The sequence below is a fragment of the Salmonella sp. SJTUF15570 genome, from assembly GCF_043357055.1.
Classification (GTDB): Bacteria; Pseudomonadota; Gammaproteobacteria; order Enterobacterales; family Enterobacteriaceae; genus Salmonella; species Salmonella enterica.
In genome coordinates, this window is the sequence record NZ_JBEUKJ010000005.1 from 378,220 (window position 1) to 404,725 (window position 26,506).

The 26,506-nt window shown below is 48.8% G+C and carries 29 protein-coding genes; 14 read left to right on the top strand and 15 right to left on the bottom strand.

The annotated features are described in order from the left end of the window. Positions 1–11 precede the first annotated feature (11 nt). From ABVN44_RS12830 to ABVN44_RS12840, 3 genes are all read right to left on the bottom strand, one after another. A complete protein-coding gene (locus ABVN44_RS12830; protein ID WP_001287671.1) occupies positions 12–1,286 on the bottom strand; it encodes an amino acid permease in 1,275 nt (424 codons plus the stop codon). A gap of 84 nt (positions 1,287–1,370) precedes the next feature. Next, positions 1,371–1,757 carry a RidA family protein gene (locus tag ABVN44_RS12835; protein WP_000864437.1) on the bottom strand — a complete coding sequence of 129 codons (387 nt, stop codon included), beginning with the start codon at positions 1,755–1,757 and terminating at the stop codon, positions 1,371–1,373. 317 nt (positions 1,758–2,074) lie between these two features. Then, positions 2,075–3,016, bottom strand: coding sequence for a LysR family transcriptional regulator (locus ABVN44_RS12840; protein WP_001537910.1), 942 nt, complete (start codon positions 3,014–3,016; stop codon positions 2,075–2,077). Between the two features lie 251 nt (positions 3,017–3,267). On the opposite strand from ABVN44_RS12840, the gene ABVN44_RS12845 reads away from it, so the two are divergent. From ABVN44_RS12845 to ABVN44_RS12855, 3 genes are all read left to right on the top strand, one after another. Next, on the top strand, positions 3,268–4,191 hold the full coding sequence (locus ABVN44_RS12845) for a LysR substrate-binding domain-containing protein (RefSeq protein ID WP_001257182.1): 924 nt from the start codon (positions 3,268–3,270) through the stop codon (positions 4,189–4,191). A 352-nt stretch (positions 4,192–4,543) separates the two neighbouring features. Beyond that, positions 4,544–4,825, top strand: coding sequence for a hypothetical protein (locus ABVN44_RS12850; RefSeq protein ID WP_000323820.1), 282 nt, complete (start codon positions 4,544–4,546; stop codon positions 4,823–4,825). A 34-nt stretch (positions 4,826–4,859) separates the two neighbouring features. After that, positions 4,860–5,204 carry a carboxymuconolactone decarboxylase family protein gene (locus tag ABVN44_RS12855; protein ID WP_000950635.1) on the top strand — a complete coding sequence of 115 codons (345 nt, stop codon included), beginning with the start codon at positions 4,860–4,862 and terminating at the stop codon, positions 5,202–5,204. Positions 5,205–5,423: 219 nt separating this feature from the next. Here ABVN44_RS12855 and ABVN44_RS12860 read toward each other — a convergent pair whose 3' ends face one another. Further along, on the bottom strand, positions 5,424–7,037 hold the full coding sequence (locus ABVN44_RS12860) for an ABC transporter substrate-binding protein (RefSeq protein ID WP_001216563.1): 1,614 nt from the start codon (positions 7,035–7,037) through the stop codon (positions 5,424–5,426). Between the two features lie 189 nt (positions 7,038–7,226). Here ABVN44_RS12860 and mpaA point away from each other — a divergent pair, with 189 nt between their 5' ends. Next, a complete protein-coding gene (mpaA, locus tag ABVN44_RS12865) occupies positions 7,227–7,955 on the top strand; it encodes a murein tripeptide amidase MpaA (RefSeq protein ID WP_000219107.1) in 729 nt (242 codons plus the stop codon). Here the strand turns inward: mpaA and ycjG are convergent. After that, positions 7,930–8,895, bottom strand: a complete 966-nt coding sequence (gene ycjG / locus ABVN44_RS12870; protein WP_001258076.1) for an L-Ala-D/L-Glu epimerase — start codon at positions 8,893–8,895, stop codon at positions 7,930–7,932. The genes mpaA and ycjG overlap by 26 nt on opposite strands. A gap of 115 nt (positions 8,896–9,010) precedes the next feature. On the opposite strand from ycjG, the gene tpx reads away from it, so the two are divergent. Next, a complete protein-coding gene (tpx, locus tag ABVN44_RS12875; RefSeq protein ID WP_023231242.1) occupies positions 9,011–9,517 on the top strand; it encodes a thiol peroxidase in 507 nt (168 codons plus the stop codon). An 89-nt stretch (positions 9,518–9,606) separates the two neighbouring features. On the opposite strand, the gene tyrR is transcribed toward tpx, so the two are convergent. The 8 genes from tyrR to pspA form a co-directional block, all read right to left on the bottom strand. Next, positions 9,607–11,148 carry a transcriptional regulator TyrR gene (gene tyrR / locus ABVN44_RS12880; RefSeq protein WP_001235484.1) on the bottom strand — a complete coding sequence of 514 codons (1,542 nt, stop codon included), beginning with the start codon at positions 11,146–11,148 and terminating at the stop codon, positions 9,607–9,609. Between the two features lie 147 nt (positions 11,149–11,295). Beyond that, positions 11,296–12,357, bottom strand: a complete 1,062-nt coding sequence (locus ABVN44_RS12885) for a YcjF family protein (protein ID WP_023231241.1) — start codon at positions 12,355–12,357, stop codon at positions 11,296–11,298. Further along, complete coding sequence (locus tag ABVN44_RS12890; RefSeq protein WP_000825858.1) at positions 12,354–13,751, bottom strand: YcjX family protein; 1,398 nt, start codon at positions 13,749–13,751, stop codon at positions 12,354–12,356. Before ABVN44_RS12890 ends, ABVN44_RS12885 begins: the two co-directional genes overlap by 4 nt. 147 nt (positions 13,752–13,898) lie before the next feature. Continuing rightward, positions 13,899–14,213 (bottom strand): thiosulfate sulfurtransferase PspE, encoded by a 315-nt coding sequence (gene pspE, locus ABVN44_RS12895; RefSeq protein WP_000913428.1) that lies wholly within the window; start codon positions 14,211–14,213, stop codon positions 13,899–13,901. A 75-nt stretch (positions 14,214–14,288) separates the two neighbouring features. Then, positions 14,289–14,507: a phage shock protein PspD gene (pspD, locus tag ABVN44_RS12900; RefSeq protein ID WP_001097607.1), complete on the bottom strand. Its 219-nt coding sequence runs from the start codon at positions 14,505–14,507 to the stop codon at positions 14,289–14,291. Between the two features lie 22 nt (positions 14,508–14,529). Then, positions 14,530–14,889: an envelope stress response membrane protein PspC gene (pspC, locus tag ABVN44_RS12905; protein WP_000508938.1), complete on the bottom strand. Its 360-nt coding sequence runs from the start codon at positions 14,887–14,889 to the stop codon at positions 14,530–14,532. Then, positions 14,889–15,113: an envelope stress response membrane protein PspB gene (gene pspB, locus ABVN44_RS12910; protein ID WP_001274953.1), complete on the bottom strand. Its 225-nt coding sequence runs from the start codon at positions 15,111–15,113 to the stop codon at positions 14,889–14,891. Before pspB ends, pspC begins: the two co-directional genes overlap by 1 nt. 59 nt (positions 15,114–15,172) lie before the next feature. Further along, the gene (gene pspA, locus ABVN44_RS12915) at positions 15,173–15,841 is read right to left on the bottom strand and encodes a phage shock protein PspA (protein WP_000511006.1); all 669 of its coding nucleotides are present in this window, start codon (positions 15,839–15,841) and stop codon (positions 15,173–15,175) included. 170 nt (positions 15,842–16,011) lie between these two features. Here pspA and pspF point away from each other — a divergent pair, with 170 nt between their 5' ends. The 6 genes from pspF to sapF all read left to right on the top strand — a co-directional run bounded on the left by pspF (position 16,012) and on the right by sapF (position 22,392). Further along, on the top strand, positions 16,012–16,992 hold the full coding sequence (gene pspF, locus ABVN44_RS12920) for a phage shock protein operon transcriptional activator (protein ID WP_023231240.1): 981 nt from the start codon (positions 16,012–16,014) through the stop codon (positions 16,990–16,992). A 111-nt stretch (positions 16,993–17,103) separates the two neighbouring features. Beyond that, entirely contained in the window at positions 17,104–18,753 is a 1,650-nt protein-coding gene (gene sapA / locus ABVN44_RS12925) for a peptide ABC transporter substrate-binding protein SapA (protein ID WP_023231239.1), read from the top strand. Further along, positions 18,750–19,715 (top strand): peptide ABC transporter permease SapB, encoded by a 966-nt coding sequence (gene sapB / locus ABVN44_RS12930; RefSeq protein ID WP_000583298.1) that lies wholly within the window; start codon positions 18,750–18,752, stop codon positions 19,713–19,715. Before sapA ends, sapB begins: the two co-directional genes overlap by 4 nt. Further along, positions 19,702–20,592, top strand: coding sequence for a peptide ABC transporter permease SapC (sapC, locus tag ABVN44_RS12935; RefSeq protein ID WP_001146150.1), 891 nt, complete (start codon positions 19,702–19,704; stop codon positions 20,590–20,592). The genes sapB and sapC overlap by 14 nt, the downstream gene beginning before the upstream one ends. Further along, positions 20,592–21,584 carry a peptide ABC transporter ATP-binding protein SapD gene (gene sapD, locus ABVN44_RS12940; protein ID WP_001128869.1) on the top strand — a complete coding sequence of 331 codons (993 nt, stop codon included), beginning with the start codon at positions 20,592–20,594 and terminating at the stop codon, positions 21,582–21,584. Before sapC ends, sapD begins: the two co-directional genes overlap by 1 nt. Before the next feature lies 1 nt (position 21,585). After that, a complete protein-coding gene (sapF, locus tag ABVN44_RS12945) occupies positions 21,586–22,392 on the top strand; it encodes a peptide ABC transporter ATP-binding protein SapF (protein WP_000230462.1) in 807 nt (268 codons plus the stop codon). A 15-nt stretch (positions 22,393–22,407) separates the two neighbouring features. On the opposite strand, the gene ABVN44_RS12950 is transcribed toward sapF, so the two are convergent. Next, positions 22,408–23,115 (bottom strand): diguanylate phosphodiesterase, encoded by a 708-nt coding sequence (locus ABVN44_RS12950; protein WP_048348825.1) that lies wholly within the window; start codon positions 23,113–23,115, stop codon positions 22,408–22,410. Between the two features lie 464 nt (positions 23,116–23,579). Continuing rightward, on the bottom strand, positions 23,580–24,953 hold the full coding sequence (gene steC, locus ABVN44_RS12955) for an SPI-2 type III secretion system effector kinase SteC (protein ID WP_063047990.1): 1,374 nt from the start codon (positions 24,951–24,953) through the stop codon (positions 23,580–23,582). 34 nt (positions 24,954–24,987) lie between these two features. Between steC and ABVN44_RS12960 the strand changes: the two genes are divergently transcribed. From ABVN44_RS12960 to fabI, 3 genes are all read left to right on the top strand, one after another. Beyond that, positions 24,988–25,167, top strand: coding sequence for a hypothetical protein (locus ABVN44_RS12960; protein ID WP_001532376.1), 180 nt, complete (start codon positions 24,988–24,990; stop codon positions 25,165–25,167). After that, a complete protein-coding gene (locus tag ABVN44_RS12965) occupies positions 25,142–25,441 on the top strand; it encodes a hypothetical protein (RefSeq protein WP_031619405.1) in 300 nt (99 codons plus the stop codon). The genes ABVN44_RS12960 and ABVN44_RS12965 overlap by 26 nt, the downstream gene beginning before the upstream one ends. A 117-nt stretch (positions 25,442–25,558) precedes the next feature. After that, a complete protein-coding gene (gene fabI / locus ABVN44_RS12970) occupies positions 25,559–26,347 on the top strand; it encodes an enoyl-ACP reductase FabI (RefSeq protein ID WP_000506501.1) in 789 nt (262 codons plus the stop codon). Positions 26,348–26,506: the final 159 nt, after the last annotated feature.

Consider the following 26,506-nt stretch of genomic DNA (forward strand, 5'->3'; position numbering starts at 1 on the left):
GATATCAGAAATTAATCAAATAATATAAATAATGGTGAGAAACATAGCATCAATCCAATACCAATAATATAGTATACAGCCATTCCTTTAAGGTCATGCAGTAAGGAAACTTTATATATCAAATACCCTGGAATTAAACACCCAACAATACCATAGAGAGGAGCACTAAGTTGATTAAGAAGTATAATTGACATCCGGGTCATGACCAGACACCATAAACTTATAACTGAAAAGGCACAAACAAAAACAGAAAGAAAACGTTCATTTATTTTCTCTACTGGAATAAACCGAGAAACAATATTTCTAACTATCCCTTTCAAAGCATCCTGAAAACCAAGATAAATCCCTAAAAAGGCAGTCAATATAGCAAAAATGTTGAGCAGGACAGTCATGATTTTGATAAGTGAACCAGGTAAAACTTTTGCTGCCAATGCCAACGCAGTAATGTTTTGCTTATAAGCCAGCATTGCCTGCTCATGGTTTAAGGTGAAAGTAAATGAAAAAGCAAAGAAGAGAATACTTATAGCCAAAATTGCATAAGCTATACGGTTGACTCGTATAGCACGATATGTTGCAATGCGTCGATTTGACTCAATCTTACGATAAGCAATATTCACCGGGCTTAGTATTTGCATAAAAAGGATTGAGAATAACGTAAATGGCATTGTTAGAAAAAGATCGCGAATAAAGGACCCCATATTTGGTAAAGCAGATATATTTGAAAAATTCCAGTGCGGTATCATTGCAATACCAATTAACAGGACAATACCTAACTTCACCAGAACCATAGGAGTTGAAATTTTAAAAATTAATTTTTCACCCTGTGACGCAAGGGCAACCAGAACTGATATAACAAGCAATCCCCACCAAAAATGGTCTGACATGAGTCCGTCGGTAATACCAAATGTTTGTAGAAATGAAGCGCTATCAAATGTTACAGCAAGTGAATAGTTAAATATTCCCTTAAATAACATCAAAAAATATATGATACTCATGAAAATAGCCCAGTTAGGGCCTAAATATTGAGAAATAATGCTTGTATAGTCCTTTGCATCTTCTGTCCTCGACAAAGTTTTCAAATAAATATCCTGAAGGAGATAAATACCAGGATAAACGATTATGATAGACACTATAAAAACCCAGATGCCTTTTATTCCAATCTGGATAGGTAAAAAAACAATACCAGCACCTATTGCCATTCCAATACATAAAATGACCCACCCAGCATCATATAACGTGAATGGTATTCTTTTTATATCATCTTTAGTTAAGGTACATTCAGACATAATTCATCTCCTATAATTCTTATAAAGTACTTTCACTACGTTATCGAACAATTAAATTATAAATAGAAAAGAATGTTGTGATAATTATTTATTTTCAAAAGCAATAGCTTCAATCTCTACCAAAGCATCTTTAGGAATTTTTTCAACCTGTATGCATGAACGAGCTGGTCCGTTAATTTTACCAAAAAAGGTTTCGTATACTTCATTGAACGCGTTGAAATCATCCATATTCTTAAGGAAACAAGTTGTTTTAAGAACGGTTTCAAGCGAAGCTCCCCCCATTTCAAGAACAAACTTTAAGTTAAGCAATGCTTGCCATGTTTGTTCTTTAATTCCTCCTTCTGTTAAATTCATTGTTTTAGGATATAACGGCAATTGTCCTGAAGTGAACACGAGACCATTAAATATGAAACCTTGCGAGTAAGGTCCTATGGCAGATGGTGCTTTGTCAGTGTTAATAATAACTTTCATTTTTATTTCCATTATATAAATGAAGCAATAATCTTTCTGCGTTTTTTAAGGGGGTATATCTTTAAAATATAAAAAATTACCCACCGAGCTTTATTAACTCTTTTAGTAGAAGCCTATTCTCGATGACTAAATTTATAAGAATAAGCATTCCATAGTGCGATTCACGATGCCAGTGAATATTAGAAAAATCAGTTTTTATTTTTTTTCACAATCTTTGGTGATTAAGAACCACATACCAACATTGTGGAGTAACAATCTCAAATGCCATATCACATAAATACATCATATTATGTGATTGAGTACAAATTTTAATATAATTAAAACTTCAATTTATTTATTGTTTCTTCCCATTTTTTCCATGGCTGGTGATCTTCAAGGAGAAAATCAATAAACGATCTTACTTTTGGATTTTTATACTTGCTTGGAAAGTACAGTGCATAAAGACTGTGAGTCGGATAAACACACTTTCCATCCATGGTTAAAGGAATCAACTCGCCATCTTCAATATGAGAACTGACAAGATATGAAGGTAGCCAGGCAATCCCCTGACTTGCAAGAGCGGCTTTTAGTAAAAGTAAACTGCTATTGACTGATAACGGAATTTTAGGCCTATGGTTACAACTGTTACTACTTGAGCCAGGTGCAGAAAAACGCAGAGAAGGTGTAATCCCCTGATAGACCAAACATTGATGGTTAATGAGGTCGTCTAATTTTTTAGGGGCCCCCATTTTCTCAAGGTATGCAGGTGAAGCACAATACATCCAACTTACCTCCGCCAGCTTGCGCGTTGCGTAATTTTGTGGCGGTGTTGATGTGATCCTTAGGGCAATGTCAACATCATTTTCGTTGAGATTAACAATGTGATCATCAAGTTCAAGAATGAGTTCGACATCTTTATTCAGTTCCCTGTATTTATCAAAAATCTCAACCAGATGTGCGTAGCCAAAAGCAACAGAACTTGTGACTTTCAATAGACCATGGGGATAATTTATATATTCACATGTGCTATTTATAACATCATCAAATTCTTCTAATAATTTTGATGCTCTCGCAACAAAAAATTCTCCTGCTTCAGTAAGCTGAAAATTTCTGGTTGTTCGCTTAATAAGAGCAACACCTAAGTTTTCTTCTAAGGCAGCAAGTCCTTTACTGATAGCAGATGGCGAAAGGTTAAGTAACCGAGCAGCTTCTGAGAGACCTTTGCTTTCACTTGCTTTAACCAGCATTTCTATTTGCTTGATTGTCAAAGGAATTGTCATCATTTTTATCCCTGTAACTAATAAACGTTAAATAGTTTTATATAACAGCATAAAGCTATTCTAAATAATAATTTTTTACTTAATCGCATACAAAGTAGAAAAAATTTATCGGCATGATAGTTTTTGTACCTTGCTGAAAACACACAATCTGCTTTATGCAGTAAATGTGCAAGAATATGCTTTATTAATTTGAGGAAGAAATTCTATCTCGATCACGTATACTAGTTCCATCGTATGAGATGGAGAATAAAATGCGTTCGCTTAATCGCTTGAAATGGCTGCACGCTTTTGAAGCAACTGCGCGTCATGGTAGCTTCACAGGTGCAGCCAAAGAGCTAGGCGTCACCCCGGCAGCCGTAGGACAACTGGTTCGGGCACTTGAAGACTGGGTAGGCCACCCCCTTTTACACCGGACACGTTCTGGTAAAGAAAGGCTCACGCTCGTGACTGAGGCTCAGGATGCGCTAAAAGAGATCACTCAAGGGCTCGATAGCCTTGAGTCAGGACTTAATAAACTGCGCGGTCGTCAGGCTCGATCCGTCGTCATTCTCACGGCCTCACAAGTTCTGGTGATGAACTGGTTAATGGAAAAATTAAATCGTTTTTCCGAAACGCATCAAAATATCGAGCTACGCCTGAATGTGACGGAAAAACTCATGGATGTGGCTCACGGAGAGGCAGATATTGGTGTTCGTTGTGGCAAAGGAGACTGGTCGGGGGTAAATAAGACATGGTTAATGGATGAGGAAGCTGTTCTGGTATGCAGCCCACGCATTGTACCGCCTGAGAAAATTACGTGCGGCGAATGGCTGGCAGAACAAAAACTCATCCATGATGATACCCTGCACCCTGGTGCAAATTTTCCTTCATGGGAAGAAGTCTTAGCCGCAACGCAAGCTCCAGCTACGCGTTATACAGGATTGCATATTAACTCTACCTCAGCGGTTATTATGGCTACGCTTAGCGGCCAGGGAGTGGCAATTGTCCGCCGTGCGTTGGTTGAACAGTTAATTGCCACAGGACAACTGATACAACTTCATCCAAATATACGCTGGCCGCTAACATGGTCCTATTACATTGTTACACCACAAAAAGCAGTGATGCGTCCTGAAGTAAAAGTTTTTCATGACTGGTTAATTAATGATATTTTGATTAAAAATAGCCCAACCTCCTGAATTTCAGGAGGTCATCCTTTTTATCTGGCTTTGGGAAAACTGGCGAGTTTAACACTGGCAAAGTGGCAAACCATGTTATCAATCAATACTAAAAACCTACCTCTCCACCGCTAATATTGCCTATACAGGGGGCTTTATTCAAAACAAATATTCTAATGAGGCCTCCATATTCCAGACTCACCCAGATGAATTAAGTCCTCGTCAGGACAATACACAACATAGAAAATCTTCTCCGCCACACAAGAATATGTGATTTGTTAGATCAGACGGTCATGTTGATAATTCCCCTACTGTCATTCGTCAATGACTGTGAATACTTTGCTTATCTCGGTCCCTTTTGAAGGAGAATACTATGGCTTACTTACAAATCACCCTGAATATCAGCAACCACAACCGCCCTGCCGCAGCAAATGTTTATCAAAAATATAAAGCGCCATTTTTAAATACCATTGCCGGAGCGACCTCAAAAGAATTGCTTATTCGGGATGAAGACGTGCAAGTTTTACATGGCTTTGAAACTACTGCTCAAGCGCAGGCGTATCTTACCAGTGAATTATTTACAAAAGACGTTGTGGAAGAATTGAAGCCTTTTCTGAACCAGGCACCAGATATTCGCATTTATTATGTGATCTGAATACACAATCCTCTAATATAAAACAGGAACAGATATGCTTTCAAACTGGAATGAGTATCGTAGTGGCCTGCTGGCTGCCATTGGTAAATTTGCCACATTGCAGCCGGAGTTCATGAAAGGCTTTCAGCAAATGGACAAGGGGACTTTAGAAAATGGGCATCTGGATCCCAAAACACAGGAATTGATTGCGCTGGCCGTGGCGGTTACTACCCGTTGCGATGGTTGTCTGGCAGTGCACGTCGATGCGGCCGTGAAACATGGCGCAACCCGGGAAGAGATTTCTGAAGCATTGTCCGTGGCTATAAAAATGAACACTGGGGCCGCCCTCACCTACACAGCACACGCACTGGATGTGTACGACAACCTGCCGAATAAATAACGGTATCGCTGCTCTAAGCTACCGCCATTTTAGGGGAAATGGATGGTACTATCCGTAATTTAGTGCAACCGTTTTTCCTTGAATACGCCAGTAATACTGTCAGGAAAGTACAGTTTCAACTTTAGCAGGAGATGGTCAGAAGAAGAAACTGGCGCTGCAAGCCGCGCCAGTTCTGAGTTTGGCAGTGGTTACCTTTCATCAAAAGGTAACCAGTACGCATCAGTGCTTCACGATATACATTGTACGGCTATAGGCCACATCTTCCGGGTTAGTAATGGGGTATCCCTTTACCCACGGTTTAATTAACCGGCCATTGGTATACTGATAAATAGGCGCTATAGGCGCTTGTTCCGTTAAAATTTTCTCCGCTGCATTGTAATCCGCGTTACGTGCTTCGGCGGTATTTTCCATCGTCGCTTGCGTCAGGATTTTGTCATAAGTCGGATTAGTAAAGCGTGAAATATTCCCCGTATGCGTGGACGTTAATAAGGATAAGAAAGTCGACGGTTCGTTGTAATCACCCACCCAGGAGGCGCGAATAACATCAAAATTACCGGTATTACGGCTGTCGATATACGTTTTCCACTCCTGGTTTTGCAATTTCACATCCACCCCCAGATTTTTCTTCCACATTGACGCCACCGCAATCGCGATTTTCTGATGGTTTTCTGAGGTATTGTAAAGCAGAGTTAATTTAAGCGGCTTCTGCGATCCGTAGCCTGCTGCACGCAGCAATGTTTTCGCCTGGGCGTTAAGTTCTTCCTGGCTCATTTGTTCAAACGGTGAAGGATCGGGCTTAAATCCTGCCGTAACATCCGGTGTAAAATGCCAGGCCGGTTTTTCACCGGTACCTAAGACTTTTTCCGCCATCAAACGGCGATCAATGGTCATACTTAGCGCCAGACGAACGCGGGAATCCGCCGTCGGCCCTTTCTGCGTATTAAACGCATAATAATAAGTCCCTAATTGCGGCGGCGTATAAACTTGCCCTGGAATATCCTTCAATAATTTCTGGTACATATTTTTAGGGAAAGATTCGGTGATATCAATATCACCGGCAAGATAACGTTTCGTCGCAGCCGACTCCTGGTTAATGGGTAAAAATGTCACTTTTTGCAGTACCGTTTTCGCGTTATCCCAGTAATGCGTATTAGGCACGACCACCAGTTTTTCATTTACCACGCGCTCTTTAAGAACATACGCGCCATTGCCAATCAGTTTTCCCGGCTTCATCCAGTCTTTGCCGCTTTCAACATTCGCTTTTTGGACCGGATAAAAGGCAAAACTGGCGGTCAGACTGGCAAACCAGGGCAACGGCTTGTCAAGCTGAACACGCAAAGTGTGCGCGTCCACGGCACTGACGCCAAGCTGATCCGGCGTGACTTTACCGTCGATAATGGCTTGCGCATTAGTGATGCCAGCCAGAGCGGCAAACCAGGCGAAGGGGGAAAGCGTTTTGGGATCAACAAGGCGTTGCCAGCTATAGACAAAATCCTGGGCGGTCACCGGCGTTCCATCGGCCCATTGCGCATTATCCCGCAACGTAAACGTCCAGATACGATTATCATTGCTCTTCCACTGGCTGGCGACGCCAGGGATAATTTCACCCTTTTCGTTCTGGTTAACCAGCCCTTCAAACAGATCGCGGATCACCTGAATTTCAGGCAGCCCAACGGCTTTCGCTGGATCTAACGAAGCGGGCTCATCTTTGATATGACGCACCAGTTCTTGTTTTTCTGCCAGTACCGTTCCGCCGGGAACATCCGCAGCATATGCCAGGGAAAAGCTGCTAACCAACAGCGCACAACAGGTTACTGAAACAGAATGCCTCATAGAAGTTCCTCAAAGATGAGTTAAATGACAACGTAATTATTTGTTTCAGCAGAAAGAAATGCAATTATCTTCCGCCAGAAAGTTGATATCGCGCCATACAAGAGGGTAAATAGAAACCATTTGATAATCGGCGGGTTTTACACAACACTACGATGATTACCCTACTGGTCTCAGCTTCGGGAAACGTGTATGACTGTCACCCGCCCCCGTGCCGAGCGCGGCGCATTTCCGCCAGGCACTGAACATTATGGACGTTCGCTACTAGGCGCGCCGCTAATCTGGTTTCCGGCGCCTGCCGCCAATCGCGAAAGCGGTCTGATACTGGCTGGCACCCACGGGGATGAAACCTCATCCGTGGTGACGCTCTCCTGTGCGTTACGCACCTTAAATCCGTCCCTTCGCCGTCATCATGTCGTACTTGCCGTTAATCCTGATGGCTGTCAACTGGGGTTAAGGGCAAATGCGAATGGCATTGATCTAAACCGTAACTTTCCCGCCGCCAACTGGAAAGCGGGTGAGACAGTTTATCGCTGGAATAGCCGCGCGCAAGAGCGTGATGTCGTGCTGCTAACCGGCGACCATCCCGGCTCAGAACCGGAAACCCAGGCGCTTTGCCAGTTAATTCATCGACTCCAACCCGCCTGGGTCGTCTCTTTTCACGATCCGCTAGCCTGCATTGAAGATCCACGTCGCAGCGAGCTAGGCGAGTGGCTGGCCGATGCGTTTGCGTTGCCGCTGGTGACCAGCGTAGGTTACGAAACGCCCGGTTCGTTTGGCAGCTGGTGCGCCGACCTCAACCTGCACTGCATTACCGCCGAGTTTCCCCCTGTTTCCGCCGATGAAGCCAGCGAAAAATACTTGCTGGCTATGTCGAATCTGCTCCGCTGGCATCCTAAAGATGGAGTTGACCCGTCGTAAAGCGTAGCGCAGGCTCAACATCAACCGCCAGCCATGTTGGGCCATCAAGATCGGCGAAGCTCACCTGCGGCATAAGCGGCAGCGCGGCGCTAATCGCTCTTGATGTACAGAGCATACAGCCCAGCATCAGGCCGAATCCTTGCTCCCGCGCCTCCGTTGCCAGCGCCAGCGCCTCGGTCAGACCGCCGGTTTTATCCAGCTTAATGTTGATCATATCGTAGCGCCCCGTCAGGGCTTTCAGACTACTGCGAGTATGGCAGCTCTCATCTGCACAGATGGGCAACGGATGAATAAAATTTTCCAGGGCGGCGTCATCCTGCGCGGGCAGCGGTTGCTCCAGCATCGCGACATTCAGATCCGCCAGTAACTGGCAACGCGCCGCCAGCCCCTCCGGACGCCACGATTCATTGGCGTCCACAATGAGCGTCGCCTCCGGCACCGCCGAGCGGATCGCCACCATACGTTCGCTAATCAGACGAGCATCAAGTTTGATTTTCAGTAACGTCGCCCCTTTTTCCCATAGTGCCGCCGCACTGGCAGCCATCTGTTCCGGCGTGCCTATCACTACCGTTTGCGCGGTAGTAAAAACCGGGGACAGCGTCACGCCGAGCAGCCCGGCAAGGCTTTGCTGCCGCTGGCGGGCCTGCAAATCCCATAAGGCGCTATCCACCGCGTTGCGCGCCGCGCCTGCCGGCAACAGTTTCTGCAATGCTTCGCGAGTCAGCCCGTTTTCCAACTGAGGCACAATACTCATGATTTGCGCCATGACCGAGGCATCACTTTCACCATAACGTGGATATGGCGTACATTCCCCGATGCCTTTTACGCCCTCTTCTTCCAGTTCGACAACGACAACATGCGCTTCGCTTCGGCTACCACGCGCAATAACAAAAGGCGTATGTAACGGCCAGGTTTCCTCATATACCTTAACAGATCTCATCTCTTCCCCTCTGATAGCGCCGGACGCGGCTTGCTACAAATAGTATTTGCCGTGTTAATGAATAATGACTTAAACTGGATTTCGACGTTAACTATAAGTAAATAGGAACATAATTATGTCACAGACTGTACATTTCCAGGGTAACCCGGTCACCGTTGCCAACGTTATTCCGCAGGCTGGTAGCAAAGCACAGGCTTTTACTCTTGTCGCAAAAGATTTGTCTGACGTTTCCCTCAGCCAATATGCAGGCAAACGCAAAGTGCTGAATATTTTCCCAAGCATTGATACTGGCGTATGCGCCGCATCAGTTCGTAAGTTTAATCAACTGGCCACAGAAGTGGAGAATACCGTCGTATTGTGCGTTTCTGCTGACCTGCCTTTTGCACAGTCGCGTTTTTGCGGCGCGGAAGGCCTGAGCAACGTTATTACGCTTTCCACTCTGCGTAATAACGAGTTTCTGAAAAACTACGGCGTCGAAATCGTTGACGGCCCGCTGAAAGGTTTGGCGGCGCGCACAGTCATCGTGCTTGACGAAAACGACAACGTTATTTTCAGCCAGTTGGTGGATGAAATCACCCACGAGCCGGATTACGACGCCGCGCTTAATGTCCTGAAGGCATAAGCCAGCGCCTGCTGGCGCTACGTTTGTCAGTGCTACAGGCGGTGCTCTTTTGTCACAAGAAGGCCTCTATCCGGAGACCTTCTTTTTTTCTACTCTTCACCCTTCTTCTGGCTCAGACCATATTCACGCAGCTTATTAGCAATCGCGGTGTGCGATACCCCCAACCGTTTCGCCAGTTTACGCGTACTCGGATAGCTACGATAAAGCTGGGTCAGGACAGAACGTTCAAAACGACTGGTAATGTCATCCAGCGAGCCTTCCATCGCATCCTCGCCGACTGCCACCGTCGCGGCATCGTAGTCAGGCAGCAGGATATCCTGCGGACGCAGCTCATACCCTTCCAGCTGCGTCAGCGCCCGGTAAATTGCATTTTTAAGCTGGCGAACGTTACCCGGCCAGCCGTAACGAGTGAGGACCGTACTCAGATCGGCAGACAGTTTCGGTCGCGGAACGCCCTGTTCGTCGGCAAAACGCGCCACGAACAGTTCGGTCAACGGCATAATATCCTGCGGGCAATCGCGCAACGGCGGCAAATTAAGCGTCAGAACGTTAAGTCGATAATAGAGATCTTCGCGGAACAGTCCTTTTTGCACCAGCTCCACCAGATTTTTCTGCGTGGCGCAGATAACGCGGACATCAACATGAATTTCGTGATCTTCGCCGACGCGACGGAACGTACCATCGTTGAGAAAACGCAGCAGCTTCGCCTGCATACGCGGCGACATTTCGCCAATTTCATCCAGCAGCACCGAGCCGCCATTCGCCTGTTCAAAAAAGCCTTTTTTACCTTCCGGCGCATGGCCAAATAGTTCGCTTTCTACCGCATCTTCCGGGATTGAAGCGCAGTTGAGCGCCAGATACGGCTTCGCTGAACGAGGGCTTGCCTGGTGACAGGCATAGGCGAAAAGATCTTTGCCGGTTCCCGTATCGCCGGTAATCAGCAGCGGCGCGCTGAGCATCGCCAGTTTGCGCGCCTGCTCAACGACGTGCTTCATCTTTGCGCTCACGGCAATAATCTGACTAAACGCGCTCAGATCCTGCGTGGACAAATTCTGTAGCTGCTGCCCCATACGAATCGTGGAACGCAACATCACGACCGCCCCGGTCAACACGTATTCGTCATTTTCGTTTTGTAAATGTACCGGCGTAATCTCCATCAGGAAGTTTTGCCCGTTGATTACGACATGTTCGTTATGGGAGCTTTGCGGGTTACCGTCCAGCCAGCGCTGAAAATTGAAGCCATTGATTAATTGTGCGGCGGTATGATGCCGCATTCGCTCCTGGTTCTGGGCAAAAAGCTGACAACTCGCCGGGTTCGCCATCTCCACTTTACTCTTCATATCCAATGAGAGCACCGGCTCCGGCAACGCCTCAAGCAGCGCGCTCAGGGCCAGATGTTCACGTTCGGACGGCATCCAGGGAACGGTACGGACATCCGTTACGCCAGAAATACGGCGGATTTCGGCCATCAGGCTGCTAAAGTCGGTGAATTCCAGCTCAGCAAAATTAAGATAAATTCGCCCAATGGGATCAATCTCGATTCCGCGTAAATCAATGCTACGTAACACCAGTAAATCAAGTAATTCGCGGGTCAGACCAAGTCGGTCTTCACAAAAGACTTCCAGACGCATGGGAACCTTCACCTGAATAATGAACCATTAAATAGATGATAAGCCACTATTCGGCTGGCAGGAAGGATTCTGTCAACAAATATTGACAGCATGGCGGAAAAACGGGCGCTGAGGCGTAAAGCCAGGCAATCAGCGCCCTGTGGAAGGTCATTTCTCAGGCGACGACTTACTCTTTTGCAGCGTCTCTTTTAGCTGACCGATAAGCTGACGACGAAAATCACCGAGACGTGGTTTATCGTTGTCGATCCACGGCAATGGCCGACATAGCTCCATCGCTTTTATTCCCAGTCGAGCGGTAAGGAGGCCTGCGCCAATCCCCTGCGCCGCGCGCGTAGACAGGCGTGCGGCCAGATCCTGAGACATCCAGTCCATACCGACTTCACGCACCAGCTCACTGGCCCCCGCGAACGCGATATTTAGCAACACCAGACGGAACAGACGAAGGCGGCTGTAATAACCAAGTTCAATGCCATACAGCGTTGCGATACGGTTAATCAGGCGTAAATTACGCCAGGCAATAAACGCCATATCCACCAACGCTAACGGACTGACGGCGATCATCAGAGTCGATTCCGCGGCGAAACGGCTAATCTCACGTCGCGCCTGCGCGTCAAGTACCGGCTGTACCAGATGCGCATACAAGCCGACGATTTCCCTGTCGTTTTGCGTTTCGTGAATAGCGGCATACCAACGTTGTAATGCCGGATGTGATTGATCAATCCCCGCCTGCTGCGCCAGTTTTTCGCAAAATGCGCGACCTTTCCCGACGCTATGGCTATGTAACAGTTCACGCGCTTCATCGCGTTCATGCGCCCGCTGGCGCAAGCGCCATAATCGCCGCCACTCCGTGACCACCGATCCCACGCCAGCGCCAACGATCAGCGCGCCTGCGGCACAGCCGCCTAAAGCGACCCAGTCCTGAGTTTGCCAGGCATTCATTGTCCACTGTACGCCTTGCCCGACCACGCTCGCGCCAAACAGCGCCAGTCCTCCCATCACCATTTTACGCCACAGGCTGCGTTTGGGGCGCAGCGCGGCATCGACTGCCGCTTCTGCCGCGCCTTCGTCTTCCGGGCGCTCATCGATAGCCGCAGGCGCAAATGTACGCGACTCCGCTTCGCTGAAAGTTTGCTGCGCTTTGAAGGCCGACGTAGACTCCTCCTTTAGCGGTTCTGCAAAATCAATACGCGGTTTTAACGGTTCGCTCATCGCAGCTTATCTCCTATTAAAAACTCCAGCGCAGCGTCCAGACGAATGTGTGGTAATGGTTTATCAACATCCATCACCTGCGGACGAAAGGCTTCGAACTGAAAGCCCTGCTTATCCCAAAACGCTTGTCCCGGCAAACGCGAAGGCACTTCGCCGGGGTACACGGTTAACGGCGCGCCGTCACTCAAACGGTTTCCACGTAAAGCCGGGATTTTTTCACCGTTGACCTCAATCACGCCGCTGGTGGTCGCCTGTACCGACGCCAGCCCCAGGCAATCCATACTAATGCCTTCAAACGCGGCATTTTGCCAGGCATCCTGAATAAGCTGCTGGAGCAAGGCCACCATATTGGCATGTTGGTCGAGGGTGACATGGTCGGCTTTCGTCGCGGCGAACAGCAATTTATCAATCACCGGCGAAAACAAGCGGCGAAACAGAGTCCGCTGGCCATAGTGAAAACTTTGCATCAACTGCGTTAAGGCGAGACGCATATCATTAAACGCCTGCGGCCCGCTATTAAGCGGTTGCAGACAGTCGACCAGTACAATCTGGCGATCAAAGCGTAGAAAATGATTTTTATAGAACCCTTTGACCACTTTTTCGCAATAGTAGTTAAAGCGTTCGCGCAGCATTCCAGCGTTGGTCTGCTTATCCGCCTGCGCCAGTTTTGACTCGCCGAAGGCGTCCACATCCGGCCACGGGAAAAACTGCAACGCTGGCGCACCCGCCATATCGCCCGGCAAAACAAACCGTCCAGGCTGAATAAAGTGCAATCCCTGCGATTTACACTGATGCAAATAATCCGTCCAGGCGGCGGCAATCTCCGCCAGCCGATTTTCATCGGCGGGCGCCAGCGGATCGAGCCCGTCGCAAAGTTGCCGCCATTTTGCGGCCCACTCAGCGCGTTGCCCTTGTAACAAGCCGTTCATCTGACGGGACCAGCTTAAATAATCCTGAGCCAGCATGGGCAGATCGAGTAACCATTCCCCTGGATAGTCCACAATCTCCAGATACAATGTCGAGGTATCTTTAAAATGGCGCAGCAGCGAGTCGTTGGAGCGATAGCGCAACGCCAGCCGAATCTCACTGACGCCGCGCGTCGGTGTGGGCCATGCGGGAGGATTGCCATAAAGCTGAAGTATCCCCTCATCGTAGGTAAAACGGGGAATACCAAAATCACGTTGAGGCACGCGCTTTACGCCAAGCAGGCGTTCTTCGCGTACCGCGCTGAGCAACGGTAAGCGCGCGCCCGCGTGGACATTAAGCAACTGGTTAACCATCGCCGTGATAAACGCTGTTTTACCGCTGCGGCTCAACCCGGTTACGGCAAGACGCAAATGCCTGTCTACCCCACGATTGACCAGCGCGTTGAGTTCAGTTTTAAGTCGCTTCATTGACATCCTGTTGAGCCTGAAGAGAAGAAAAATAATAACGAGCCTGCGTTATAGATATGTGCAAAAACGTTATTATCAACTACCCGGAGAGATCAACAACGGCGCATTAAGCGCCGCGGTTAGTATGAGTATTGAGCAATAGATTATCTATTTTTTTACTTTCGGCATATCAAGACGACTGATGCCGCCCATATTCATCGCGTGCGTATACCCCATATCAAGCAACATTTGTTTTGCCATGCCCGACTGTCGTCCGGAGTTGCAATATAACTTTACCGTATCGTTCCTGTCTGGAACTACCGTTTCGATATGAGATTTAATCTCCTTCAATGGGATATTAATCGCGCCCTGAATATGCTCTCGTTGATATTGTTCCGGAATGCGGACATCTATCCAGTATTCTGCGGCATAAAGCGGCATGGCTATGAATAACGCTAACGCAAATATTCCTTTTTTCAACATACTTCCGTCCTGACACGTAATGTATTTCGCACACACTATACGCCAGAGCTTAACGAAATATTATGACCAGACTCGCTATTTGTAACGCTGCGAAATTTTATTCGCCGCCTTACGAAGTACTGGCTCCAGCGCAAACGCCAGCAACATTTTTAGCGGACGACGGGCGACGGATTTTACCGCCCATCCCGCCACGCCGGCAGGCCCGTAGCGTAACGCGGTCAACAGAACCAGCTTACCTGCTATTTTGAAGCCGGGCTTCACCTTCTGCCCGGCGCGTTGCCAGCGAGTATTCATCTTCACCTTCCCGATATAACACTTAAAGTTGACGGAAACGACTACGCAGTGTGAACGTATCTGACGTGACGTAGCGTTCCATTTCTCGCAAACGCTTTTCGCCTGCGGCAAGCTCTCTGTCTACGGTATCCAGCAGTTCGCCGCTGGTCGGCTGCGGTTTGCCTGCGGCCAGATTATCCGGCATAGGGTCCAGTACAAAAGACAGAACGATATAGGCCACTACGGTAAAAAACGCCAGCCCAAAGAAAATCGACAGCACGACCAGAATACGCACCAGTTTTACCGGTACATCAAGGTAGTCGGCGATCCCGGCGCAAACGCCACGCACCATGCCCTTTTGCGGCATACGCCATAGTTTTTTATTCAGATTGATTCCACCCATTAGCGCTCTCTCCAGTTCGGATGCTCTGCATCAAGAATGTCTTCCAGCGCCTGAATGCGCTCGCGCATACGTTGCGCGTCGTCTGTGAGTTGCAGTAAGCGTTGCTGCTCGCTTTGCGACAGTTCTCCCCGACCGGCGCGGTTGCTGTAATGCAGCCACAGCCAAATCGGTAACACAAACAACACAAAAATGGTTAACGGGATGGCCAGAAATAGCGCGCTCATGCGTTCTCCTTACACCTAAAGCTGATGAGCGACGGCGCGTACCGGCGCCGCCATTGTCATTATTGATTATCTTGCTTCATTTTGGCTTTCAACTGCGCCAGCTGCTCGCTGATTTCATCATCGGCTTTCAGGTTGGCAAACTGTTGGTCCAGCGATTGCTGCTTACCAAAACGATGGCTTTCCGCTTCCGCTTCCATTTGATCGATACGACGTTCAAAGGATTCAAACCGCGCCATGGCTTCATCCAGTTTACCGCTGTCAAGCTGACGACGGACATCGCGGGAAGAACTTGCCGCCTGATGGCGCAGCATCAGCGCCTGCTGGCGAGCGCGTGTTTCGCTGAGTTTGTTTTCCAGCTCGCCAATCTCTTTCTTCATGCGCGCCAGCGTGTCATCCACCAGCGTGACTTCCTGTTCAAGCGTAGCAATTAAATCGGTCAGCTTTTGTTTTTCAATCAATGCGGCGCGCGCCAGATCGTCTTTATCTTTGCGCAGAGCCAGTTCCGCTTTTTCCTGCCACTCGGTCTGCTGAGTCGTGGCCTGTTCAATACGACGGGATAACTGTTTCTTTTCCGCTAAAGCACGCGCGGAGTTCGAGCGAACCTCCACCAGCGTATCTTCCATCTCCTGAATCATCAGGCGCACCAGCTTCTGCGGATCTTCCGCTTTTTCCAACAACGCATTGATATTGGCGTTCACGATGTCGGCAAAACGAGAAAAAATACCCATAATTCAATCCTCACATAATGTTCTGATAACGGGCGATGCCCTGCTACATGATTAATACAATTTGCGTGCCAACTTTTCATATCACTGATAGTAAAGGAATTATTTCGTTTTACCTCGCCAGCAAAAAAGGATAAAGTGGTGAAAAACACTAACAAGTGGCGATTTTCATCATGGCTGAATTTAAAGATAACCTGCTCGGCGAGGCAAACCGTTTTCTTGAAGTACTGGAACAAGTCTCCCGGCTCGCGCCGCTGGATAAGCCAGTGCTGATTATTGGCGAACGCGGGACGGGTAAAGAACTTATCGCCAATCGCCTGCACTATCTCTCTTCACGCTGGCAGGGGCCGCTTATCTCGCTTAACTGCGCAGCGCTTAACGAAAATCTGCTGGACTCCGAACTGTTTGGTCATGAAGCGGGTGCTTTTACCGGGGCGCAAAAACGCCATCCCGGTCGCTTTGAACGCGCCGATGGCGGCACGCTGTTTTTGGATGAACTGGCGACAGCGCCGATGCTGGTACAGGAAAAGCTGCTGCGGGTGATTGAATATGGCGAGCTAGAGCGCGTCGGCGGCAGCCAGCCGTTACAGGTTAATGTGCGATTAGTATGCGCCACTAATGCCGATTTACCCGCCATGGTGAAGGAAGGGACATTTCGTGCCGATCTGCTCGACAGGCTGGCTTTTGATGTTGTACAACTGCCGCCGCTGCGCGAACGCCAGAGCGATATCATGCTGATGGCCGAGCACTTTGCTATTCAGATGTGTCGTGAGCTACGTCTGCCCTTATTTCCCGGTTTTACCGATCGGGCAAAAGAAACGTTGTTGCATTACGCCTGGCCAGGTAATGTCCGCGAGCTGAAAAACGTAGTCGAACGTTCAGTGTATCGCCACGGCAGTAGTGAACAACCTTTGGATGAAATTGTTATCGATCCTTTTCAACGCCATCCCGCCGAACCGCCCACGCCCGCCCTGCCAGCGGCATCCGTCACGCCTGACCTGCCGCTCAAATTACGTGAGTTTCAACTGCAACAGGAAAAAGCGCTGCTGCAACGTAGCTTACAGCAGGCGAAATTTAACCAGAAACGAGCCGCCGATTTGCTGGCGCTCACCTACCACCAGTTTCGCGCCTTGCTTAAAAAGCATCAGCTTTAGCTATTTCTCCGGCTAATTGACGACATTTACGCCAGTTATCCACCGACATTTTTACGTGGCGGGCCGAAGTGCGATACACTTTGCAAATTGAACTTCAAAAACTTAACTATTATGCGCCTGGTTTTATCGTCTCTGATCGTGATAGCGGGTCTACTGAGTAGTCAGGCTACGGCTGCGGCTGCGCCCGAACAAACTGCGAGTGCAGATATTCGCGATAGCGGCTTTGTGTATTGTGTTAGCGGGCAGGTCAACACCTTTAATCCGCAAAAAGCGAGCAGCGGCCTCATCGTCGATACCCTGGCAGCCCAGTTATATGACCGCCTGTTGGATGTCGATCCCTATACTTATCGTTTAGTCCCAGAGCTGGCAGAAAGCTGGGAAGTGCTGGATAACGGGGCAACGTACCGTTTTCACCTGCGCCGCGACGTTTCCTTTCAAAAAACAGCCTGGTTTACGCCGACCCGAAAACTCAATGCTGATGATGTCGTCTTTACCTTTCAGCGGATTTTCGATCGTCGGCATCCGTGGCATAACATCAACGGCAGTAGCTTCCCCTACTTTGATAGCCTACAGTTCGCCGACAATGTAAAAAGCGTGCGTAAGCTGGACAATAACACCGTTGAGTTTCGCCTGACGCAGCCAGACGCCTCCTTTTTATGGCATCTGGCCACACACTACGCTTCCGTCATGTCCGCTGAGTACGCCGCGCAGCTTAGCCGAAAAGATCGTCAGGAACTGCTAGACCGCCAACCGGTCGGCACCGGGCCTTTCCAGCTTTCGGAGTACCGTGCCGGGCAGTTTATTCGTCTCCAGCGCCACGATGGGTTTTGGCGCGGCAAACCGCTGATGCCGCAAGTGGTAGTGGATTTAGGCTCCGGCGGTACCGGGCGTTTATCGAAATTACTGACCGGTGAATGCGATGTTCTGGCCTGGCCCGCCGCCAGCCAGCTAACTATTTTACGCGACGATCCGCGTTTGCGCCTGACGTTGCGCCCGGGGATGAATATCGCCTATCTGGCCTTTAACACCGATAAGCCGCCGTTGAATAATCCCGCAGTGCGCCATGCGCTGGCCTTATCGATCAACAACCAGCGTCTGATGCAGTCGATTTATTACGGCACGGCGGAAACCGCAGCCTCCATTTTACCGAGAGCCTCATGGGCTTACGATAACGATGCCAAAATTACGGAGTACAATCCGGAAAAATCGCGCGAACAGCTAAAAGCGCTGGGCATTGAGAATCTTACGCTGCATCTCTGGGTGCCGACCAGTTCTCAGGCCTGGAACCCAAGTCCGCTCAAAACGGCGGAGCTTATTCAGGCGGATATGGCGCAGGTTGGCGTAAAAGTGGTCATTGTGCCGGTTGAAGGTCGTTTTCAGGAGGCGCGCCTGATGGATATGAATCACGATCTGACCTTATCCGGCTGGGCCACGGACAGCAACGATCCGGATAGCTTTTTCAGACCGCTGTTAAGCTGCGCGGCCATCAATTCGCAAACCAATTTCGCCCACTGGTGTAACCCTGAATTTGACAGCGTGCTGCGTAAGGCACTGTCGTCGCAGCAGTTGGCTTCGCGCATAGAAGCGTATGACGAAGCGCAGAATATCCTGGAGAAAGAGCTGCCGATACTGCCGCTGGCATCATCACTACGCTTACAGGCTTACCGCTACGATATTAAAGGACTGGTGTTAAGCCCGTTCGGCAATGCGTCTTTTGCCGGCGTCTCCCGCGAAAAACACGAAGAGGTGAAAAAACCATGATTATCTTCACCCTGCGTCGGTTATTGCTGTTGCTGGTGACGCTATTCTTCCTGACCTTTATCGGCTTTAGCCTGAGCTATTTTACGCCGCACGCGCCGCTACAAGGCGCATCATTATGGAATGCCTGGGTTTTCTGGTTCAACGGTCTGCTGCACTGGGACTTTGGCGTGTCCAGCATTAACGGCCAGCTGATCTCCGAACAGCTTAAAGAGGTGTTTCCCGCCACGATGGAGCTGTGCATTCTCGCCTTTGGTTTTGCGCTGATGGTCGGCATCCCGGTCGGGATGCTGGCTGGCGTGACGCGTAGCAAATGGCCGGATCGTTTTATCAGCGCGCTGGCGCTATTAGGTTTCTCAATTCCGGTTTTCTGGCTGGCCCTTCTGCTCACACTGTTCTTTTCGCTCACGCTGGGGTGGCTGCCGGTATCCGGGCGATTTGACCTGCTTTATGAAGTTAAACCGGTTACCGGTTTCGCCATCATTGATGCCTGGATTTCAGATTCGCCGTGGCGTGATGAAATGGTGATGAGCGCCATACGGCATATGGTTTTACCGGTGCTCACGCTCTCCGTCGCGCCGACCACAGAAGTGATCCGCCTGATGCGAATCAGCACTATTGAGGTCTACGATCAGAACTACGTTAAAGCGGCGGCCACGCGCGGCTTGTCGCGCTTTACGATTTTACGTCGTCACGTGTTGCATAATGCGCTGCCGCCGGTCATTCCCCGTCTTGGTCTGCAGTTTTCAACCATGTTAACGCTGGCGATGATTACCGAAATGGTTTTCAGCTGGCCAGGACTGGGACGATGGTTAATTCACGCCATTCGTCAGCAGGACTATGCCGCTATTTCCGCTGGCGTGATGGTCATTGGGTCGCTAGTTATTGTGGTCAATGTGATTTCCGATATTTTGGGTGCTATGGCTAACCCTCTGAAACATAAGGAATGGTATGCCTTACGATAGCGTATACAGCGAAAAGCGCCCGCCAGGCACCCTGCGCACTGCCTGGCGTAAATTTTATAGCGACGCGCCTGCGATGGTGGGTCTGTATGGATGCGCCGGTCTGGCGTTGCTGTGTATTTTTGGCGGCTGGATCGCGCCCTATGGTATCGATCAGCAATTTCTGGGCTATCAGCTACTGCCACCCTCCTGGTCACGCTATGGCGAAGTCTCCTTTTTTCTGGGGACTGACGATCTGGGGCGCGATGTGCTGAGCCGCCTGTTAAGCGGCGCGGCGCCCACGGTCGGCGGCGCGTTTATCGTAACGCTGGCGGCTACGCTATGTGGATTAGTCCTCGGCGTAGTGGCAGGCGCGACGCACGGTTTACGCTCTGCCGTACTGAACCATATTCTGGACACGCTGCTTTCCATCCCTTCGCTCTTGCTGGCGATTATCGTCGTGGCATTTGCCGGCCCACATCTGTCACACGCGATGTTTGCCGTCTGGCTGGCCCTGTTGCCGCGAATGGTACGTTCCGTCTATAGCATGGTGCATGATGAACTGGAAAAAGAGTACGTCATTGCCGCCCGTCTGGATGGCGCGACAACGCTGAATATTCTGTGGTTCGCCATTTTACCGAATATTACCGCCGGTCTGGTCACCGAAATTACCCGGGCGCTGTCGATGGCGATTCTGGACATCGCCGCGCTGGGATTTTTAGATCTCGGCGCGCAGCTTCCCTCTCCTGAATGGGGCGCCATGTTGGGGGATGCGCTGGAGCTAATCTATGTCGCGCCGTGGACCGTTATGCTACCCGGCGCGGCGATAACGCTCAGTGTTTTACTGGTAAACCTGCTCGGAGATGGGATTCGTCGTGCGATTATTGCGGGGGTGGAATAATGCCGTTACTGGATATCCGCAATCTCACCATTGAATTTAAAACCAGCGAAGGTTGGGTAAAAGCGGTCGATCGCGTCAGTATGACATTAAGCGAAGGTGAAATTCGCGGCCTGGTAGGTGAATCGGGTTCCGGAAAGAGCTTGATTGCTAAAGCTATTTGCGGCGTCGCGAAAGACAACTGGCGAGTCACTGCCGACCGTATGCGTTTTGATGATATCGATCTGCTGCGCCTCTCCTCACGTGAACGGCGTAAGCTGGTCGGACATAATGTGTCGATGATCTTCCAGGAGCCGCAGTCGTGCCTTGATCCTTCCGAACGCGTCGGCCGCCAGTTAATGCAAAATATTCCCGCCTGGACCTATAAAGGCCGCTGGTGGCAGCGTTTAGGCTGGCGTAAACGGCGTGCAATTGAATTACTGCACCGGGTGGGAATTAAAGATCATAAAGACGCGATGCGCAGTTTTCCCTATGAACTGACCGATGGCGAGTGTCAGAAAGTTATGATCGCTATCGCGCTGGCGAATCAACCGCGACTCCTGATCGCTGATGAACCCACCAACTCAATGGAACCAACGACGCAGGCGCAAATTTTTCGCCTGTTGACCCGACTGAATCAAAACAGTAATACCACCATTCTGTTGATTAGCCACGACCTGCAAATGCTGAGTCAGTGGGCTGACAAAATCAACGTCTTATACTGCGGCCAGACGGTAGAAACCGCGCCAAGTAAAGATCTGGTGACGACGCCACATCATCCTTATACGCAGGCGCTTATCCGCGCGATTCCGGATTTTGGCAGCGCGATGCCGCATAAAAGCCGTCTCAATACGCTGCCGGGCGCGATCCCGCTACTGGAGCAGTTACCGATAGGTTGTCGTCTGGGGCCGCGCTGCCCTTACGCGCAACGAGAATGCATTATCACGCCACGCTTAACCGGCGCGAAAAATCATCTCTATGCCTGTCATTTTCCGCTGAATATGGAGAGAGAGTGATATGGTGGAAACTCTGCTTGAAGTGCGCAACCTGAGTAAAACCTTTCGCTACCGGACAGGATGGTTTCGCCGCCAGACCGTCGACGCCGTGAAACCATTAAGCTTTACGCTTCGTGAGCGTCAGACTCTGGCCATTATCGGCGAAAACGGTTCCGGCAAATCCACGCTGGCAAAGATGCTGGCCGGCATGATTGAACCTACCAGCGGCGAGCTTCTTATTGACGATCATCCCCTGCATTACGGCGACTATTCGTTTCGAAGCCAACGTATTCGAATGATTTTTCAGGACCCCTCAACGTCACTGAATCCACGTCAACGTATTTCACAGATTCTTGACTTCCCCCTGCGCCTTAATACCGATCTGGAGCCGGAACAGCGGCGCAAACAGATTGTCGAGACGATGCGTATGGTGGGGCTATTGCCCGATCACGTGAGCTACTACCCGCATATGCTGGCGCCGGGGCAGAAACAGCGTCTGGGCCTGGCCCGCGCGCTGATTTTACGCCCTAAAGTCATTATCGCGGACGAAGCGCTGGCTTCGCTTGATATGTCCATGCGCTCGCAGCTCATCAATCTGATGCTTGAATTGCAGGAAAAACAAGGCATCTCCTATATCTATGTCACGCAGCATATCGGCATGATGAAACATATTAGCGATCAGGTATTAGTGATGCATCAGGGGGAAGTGGTTGAACGCGGCAGCACCGCCGATGTGCTCGCCTCTCCGCTACATGAGCTTACCCGCCGTTTAATCGCAGGCCATTTTGGCGAGGCGCTGACCGCTGACGCATGGCGAAAGGATCGCTAAGCGAAACAAATACCCTCAGTTCGATTCTCTGAGGGTGTTCATGCGACTGCCCAACAGCAATGTTTCAACCTCTTCTAACGCAACGGAAGGAAATAACGAGCCCTGGGTTGCCCAAATGCCTGCCGTTTTTAACACCGGCAAATAGCGTGTGTTTTCCTGGCCCCCCACCACGATCTTGTCACAATAATGCCGAATATGTTTGACAAGCAGCGGAAACGTCATTTTTTCAATTTGTGAGACAAAAAAGCTGCGATCAAGTTTTACGCCGCTAAAACACCCGCAAACTAATGGCGCAGCGGTTGCGTTCCCTACGCCCAGGTCGCCCAGCCATAATGGATTAGGTTGCTTATAAAGCGCGTGTATTAAAGGATCGATTAAGGCGTTATCTTGGCATGAAAAATGTTCAGCGACCTGCAGCTCCACAAATAGCATGGCGTGTAGTAATGCGCGAATATCTTTATCCTGAAGGACAAGCTGCGCCATACCCCGATCAATATTTACGATACAGAACAGGCCGTGGCGTAGAAACCAGCCATGTTTGGCCGCGATTGTCCGCAACAGATCAAGCAGAAAACGGCGCTTCTGCGAATTGTCCCATGACGAGATAACAAACTCAGGGTGTAGCGGACGAGCGGGCGACGATGCAAAATGGGTAATAATTTCGACGCCCAGTAAATCCCCCTCCATTGCCCTTATCGGCTCTGCCATAAAAAAATAGCGCATGTGACCACTCCACTTGATCTTAACTCCCTGATAATGCGCTTTTAACGCAAATCAATCAATAAAAACGATCAATATATAAAAAATGATCGAAAAAAACAATATATGTTAACTTCATGATAACTTGCTAATTTTATGTTTTGAGAATGTTCTTCTATTGCTATAAGGAAATTTACATACTACGCCGAACAACGCTAATACGACGGCATGAGACCATCCGTAAAGCCAGGTTTTTCTTGTCAGGCAGCGGGGAAAAATCAAGGCGAGTTAATGGTGTTGCACCATTGCGAGGCATTTCACCCACTATGGCAGCGCGGCATCGCCAACCCTAATGGCGAGTTGCATCTCCGTTGCAGGCTGTCCAGATCCCCCGAACGACCTTTAAACGAATAGCAACTCTCAATAATTGATCGGTAAATCTGTAGCGAATGAGCCCCGGCGATTCGCAGAAAAGAACGAACTAAATGCTATTTTTTTAATTCATTCTTTAATACCTTAGCCACAAGAGTCCCTTCCTCAGGCGCGGCTAGTTTAAAACGTCTTCCTGGCGCAGGTGTCTGTTCTTCCTCTCCGATTAACGCATCAAGATCCGCAATAAGTGACTTATAATATTCAATATCTTCAGTATTTTCTTCGGTCTCGGCCCGCTTTAATTTTATCAGGTGATGGGCCTTAATTTGCTCTTCCAGTTGCCTTGTTGCAAGAGAAACGCTTCGCTGTTGCCGGGATTCTTGTGACAGTACCATTTGATCGCCATCCACAAAGAAAAGACCCCCTTCTTTAATCAGAATATTACCTAAGATATTTATATCATGCATATAAACCCCCCGGGATTTAAGAAGCGCCTCCGCCATTCGATAGTTATCTTCATCGTCAACATCTAACTCCTGACCTTGAATATATTTTGAAACTAAAACCGTAACGTCTTTACCATTAATATTCATGGAGGCCGAACGAGAAAAATTCTTGTCGTCATTGGCCATATTCAAATACTTACTGACACGATCAGGATGACAATTACGATGTTCCTGAGAGTTAACATCCACTTTTATTCCCCGCTCATTAATTGGAATTTTAACAACAAAGTCTTCATGTAACCGATAGACTGTCCCATAACTTCCGCTACCTATTTTATTTTTTTCAATATCACGCATGCGAATATTTTTCTGAAACTCCGGCGAGTTAATAAACGCCTCTATTGCCGCTGGTTGTGATGCATCCGTCTGATCAGTAGCGCAGCTCTCATCACCAGACGCAGTGGCGGGCGTGGTCAGGAAGTCTATCAAACGTTGCTCAAAAGCCTCATAGATTCCATTACTACCTGCTTCGCTCGGCGTCAGATGATCATTATCCAAAGCGGCCAGCGTAATTTCCCCGTTATTATAATTAAACATCGTTTCTTTTAAAAAATCGACGCAATGTTCAGAACACTCCGTCTCGGTCACTAATACTCCATCGTAAAACATCTGTAGTAGTAACATATTTTCTTGATACGCTAATACTTCTACAGTGTATTTATCTCTTGTTTCAGGTCTGGAGGCATCAATAAGTTTAATATATCCAAGAAGGGGGCGCCATCGTGTACAGTCTTCATCTCGCCTCGAAAATGGTCGTAGCGAGAAAGGCTTCGTAATATCGGGACGCTCGTTTTTTTGGCACAGTAGATTATATATCTCTTTATAATCAGAAATTAAACTTCGCCTGGTAAATATATTCCTGAAAAAATCTATGAATTTCTCATACGTTGAAAAAACATGCTCTCTTTTATTATCGATGATATCTCTTAAATGCTTTTCTGATATCTGACAACTATGATTTCCGATATGAAATGTAAACGGCATATGTCTCATCCTCTGAAAATTTATTATAATATACATGCAAACATATAAAAACCTGATTTGTAACTACTGTAATCACCTGATTTCCAAAATTTTTCATATTCAGTATTACTCTGCATCAATAAATAGAGAAAACCTTCAGCGCTTAAAAAAGAAATTATTTTTGTTAAGCATTTGCTGGTTAAAATTACATGTCCATAACATCGCTAATAGGTGAGGTAAACCATTCGGATGAATATTCAGGCTTCCTACAGAACCTTTATTTGTCTGGTGGAAGGCGCATCGCTATCGTACTTGCTATCCGTCCCGGTATCTCTGGTTGGATGAGGCGAACCTTACACCAGCTGGTATACTGCACCGTAGGGCCTGTCCCATTAGACTCTTTGATTTGCCAGTTTGGCCCTGGGGAGTGCTCAAAATCCTCAGGGACTTCGTTACCGTGTGGTTTTAGAACGTCACCTGCCGGAGATAGCGGCGGAAAAATAGCGTGACACACGGGGCCAGGAGTGGGATATAATTTCAGACTAATTTCGAATAATGTTGAAAAGTTGCTGTTAACCATTGTTCGTAAAAGCAAAAAATAAGCAATGACTATAAGGATTAAAGCTATGGGTTTTCTTTCCGGTAAGCGCATTCTGGTCACTGGCGTGGCCAGTAAACTGTCCATCGCCTACGGTATCGCACAGGCGATGCACCGCGAAGGAGCTGAACTGGCGTTCACCTACCAGAACGACAAACTGAAAGGCCGTGTAGAAGAATTTGCTGCCCAGCTGGGTTCCAGCATCGTTTTACCGTGTGATGTCGCTGAAGATGCCAGCATTGACGCTATGTTTGCAGAGCTGGGTAACGTTTGGCCGAAATTTGACGGTTTCGTACACTCGATCGGTTTCGCGCCTGGCGATCAGCTGGACGGCGATTATGTTAATGCGGTTACCCGCGAAGGCTTTAAAATCGCTCACGATATTAGCTCTTACAGCTTTGTTGCCATGGCGAAAGCCTGCCGCACCATGCTGAATCCGGGTTCTGCGCTGTTGACCTTGTCTTATCTGGGAGCGGAGCGCGCCATCCCGAACTACAATGTCATGGGTCTGGCGAAAGCCTCTCTGGAAGCCAACGTGCGTTATATGGCAAATGCAATGGGGCCGGAAGGCGTTCGCGTCAACGCCATCTCTGCGGGTCCAATTCGCACGCTGGCGGCGTCCGGTATTAAAGATTTCCGTAAAATGCTGGCGCATTGTGAAGCCGTTACGCCAATTCGTCGCACCGTGACCATTGAAGATGTGGGTAACTCGGCGGCGTTTCTGTGTTCCGATCTCTCGGCAGGCATTTCTGGCGAAGTCGTCCATGTTGACGGCGGGTTCAGCATTGCGGCAATGAATGAACTGGAACTGAAGTAAGCGCATTAAGTTTATTAGCGGGCGGCACGGCTGTGCTGCCCCATTCCCCTCACTCACCGCTCATCTCGTTATATAGCGTTCTGATATTTGTTATCACCTAACAATCTTTCATCCCTTTCCCGCATACGCCAGGATAATCCAGCATAAACGATCCGACGC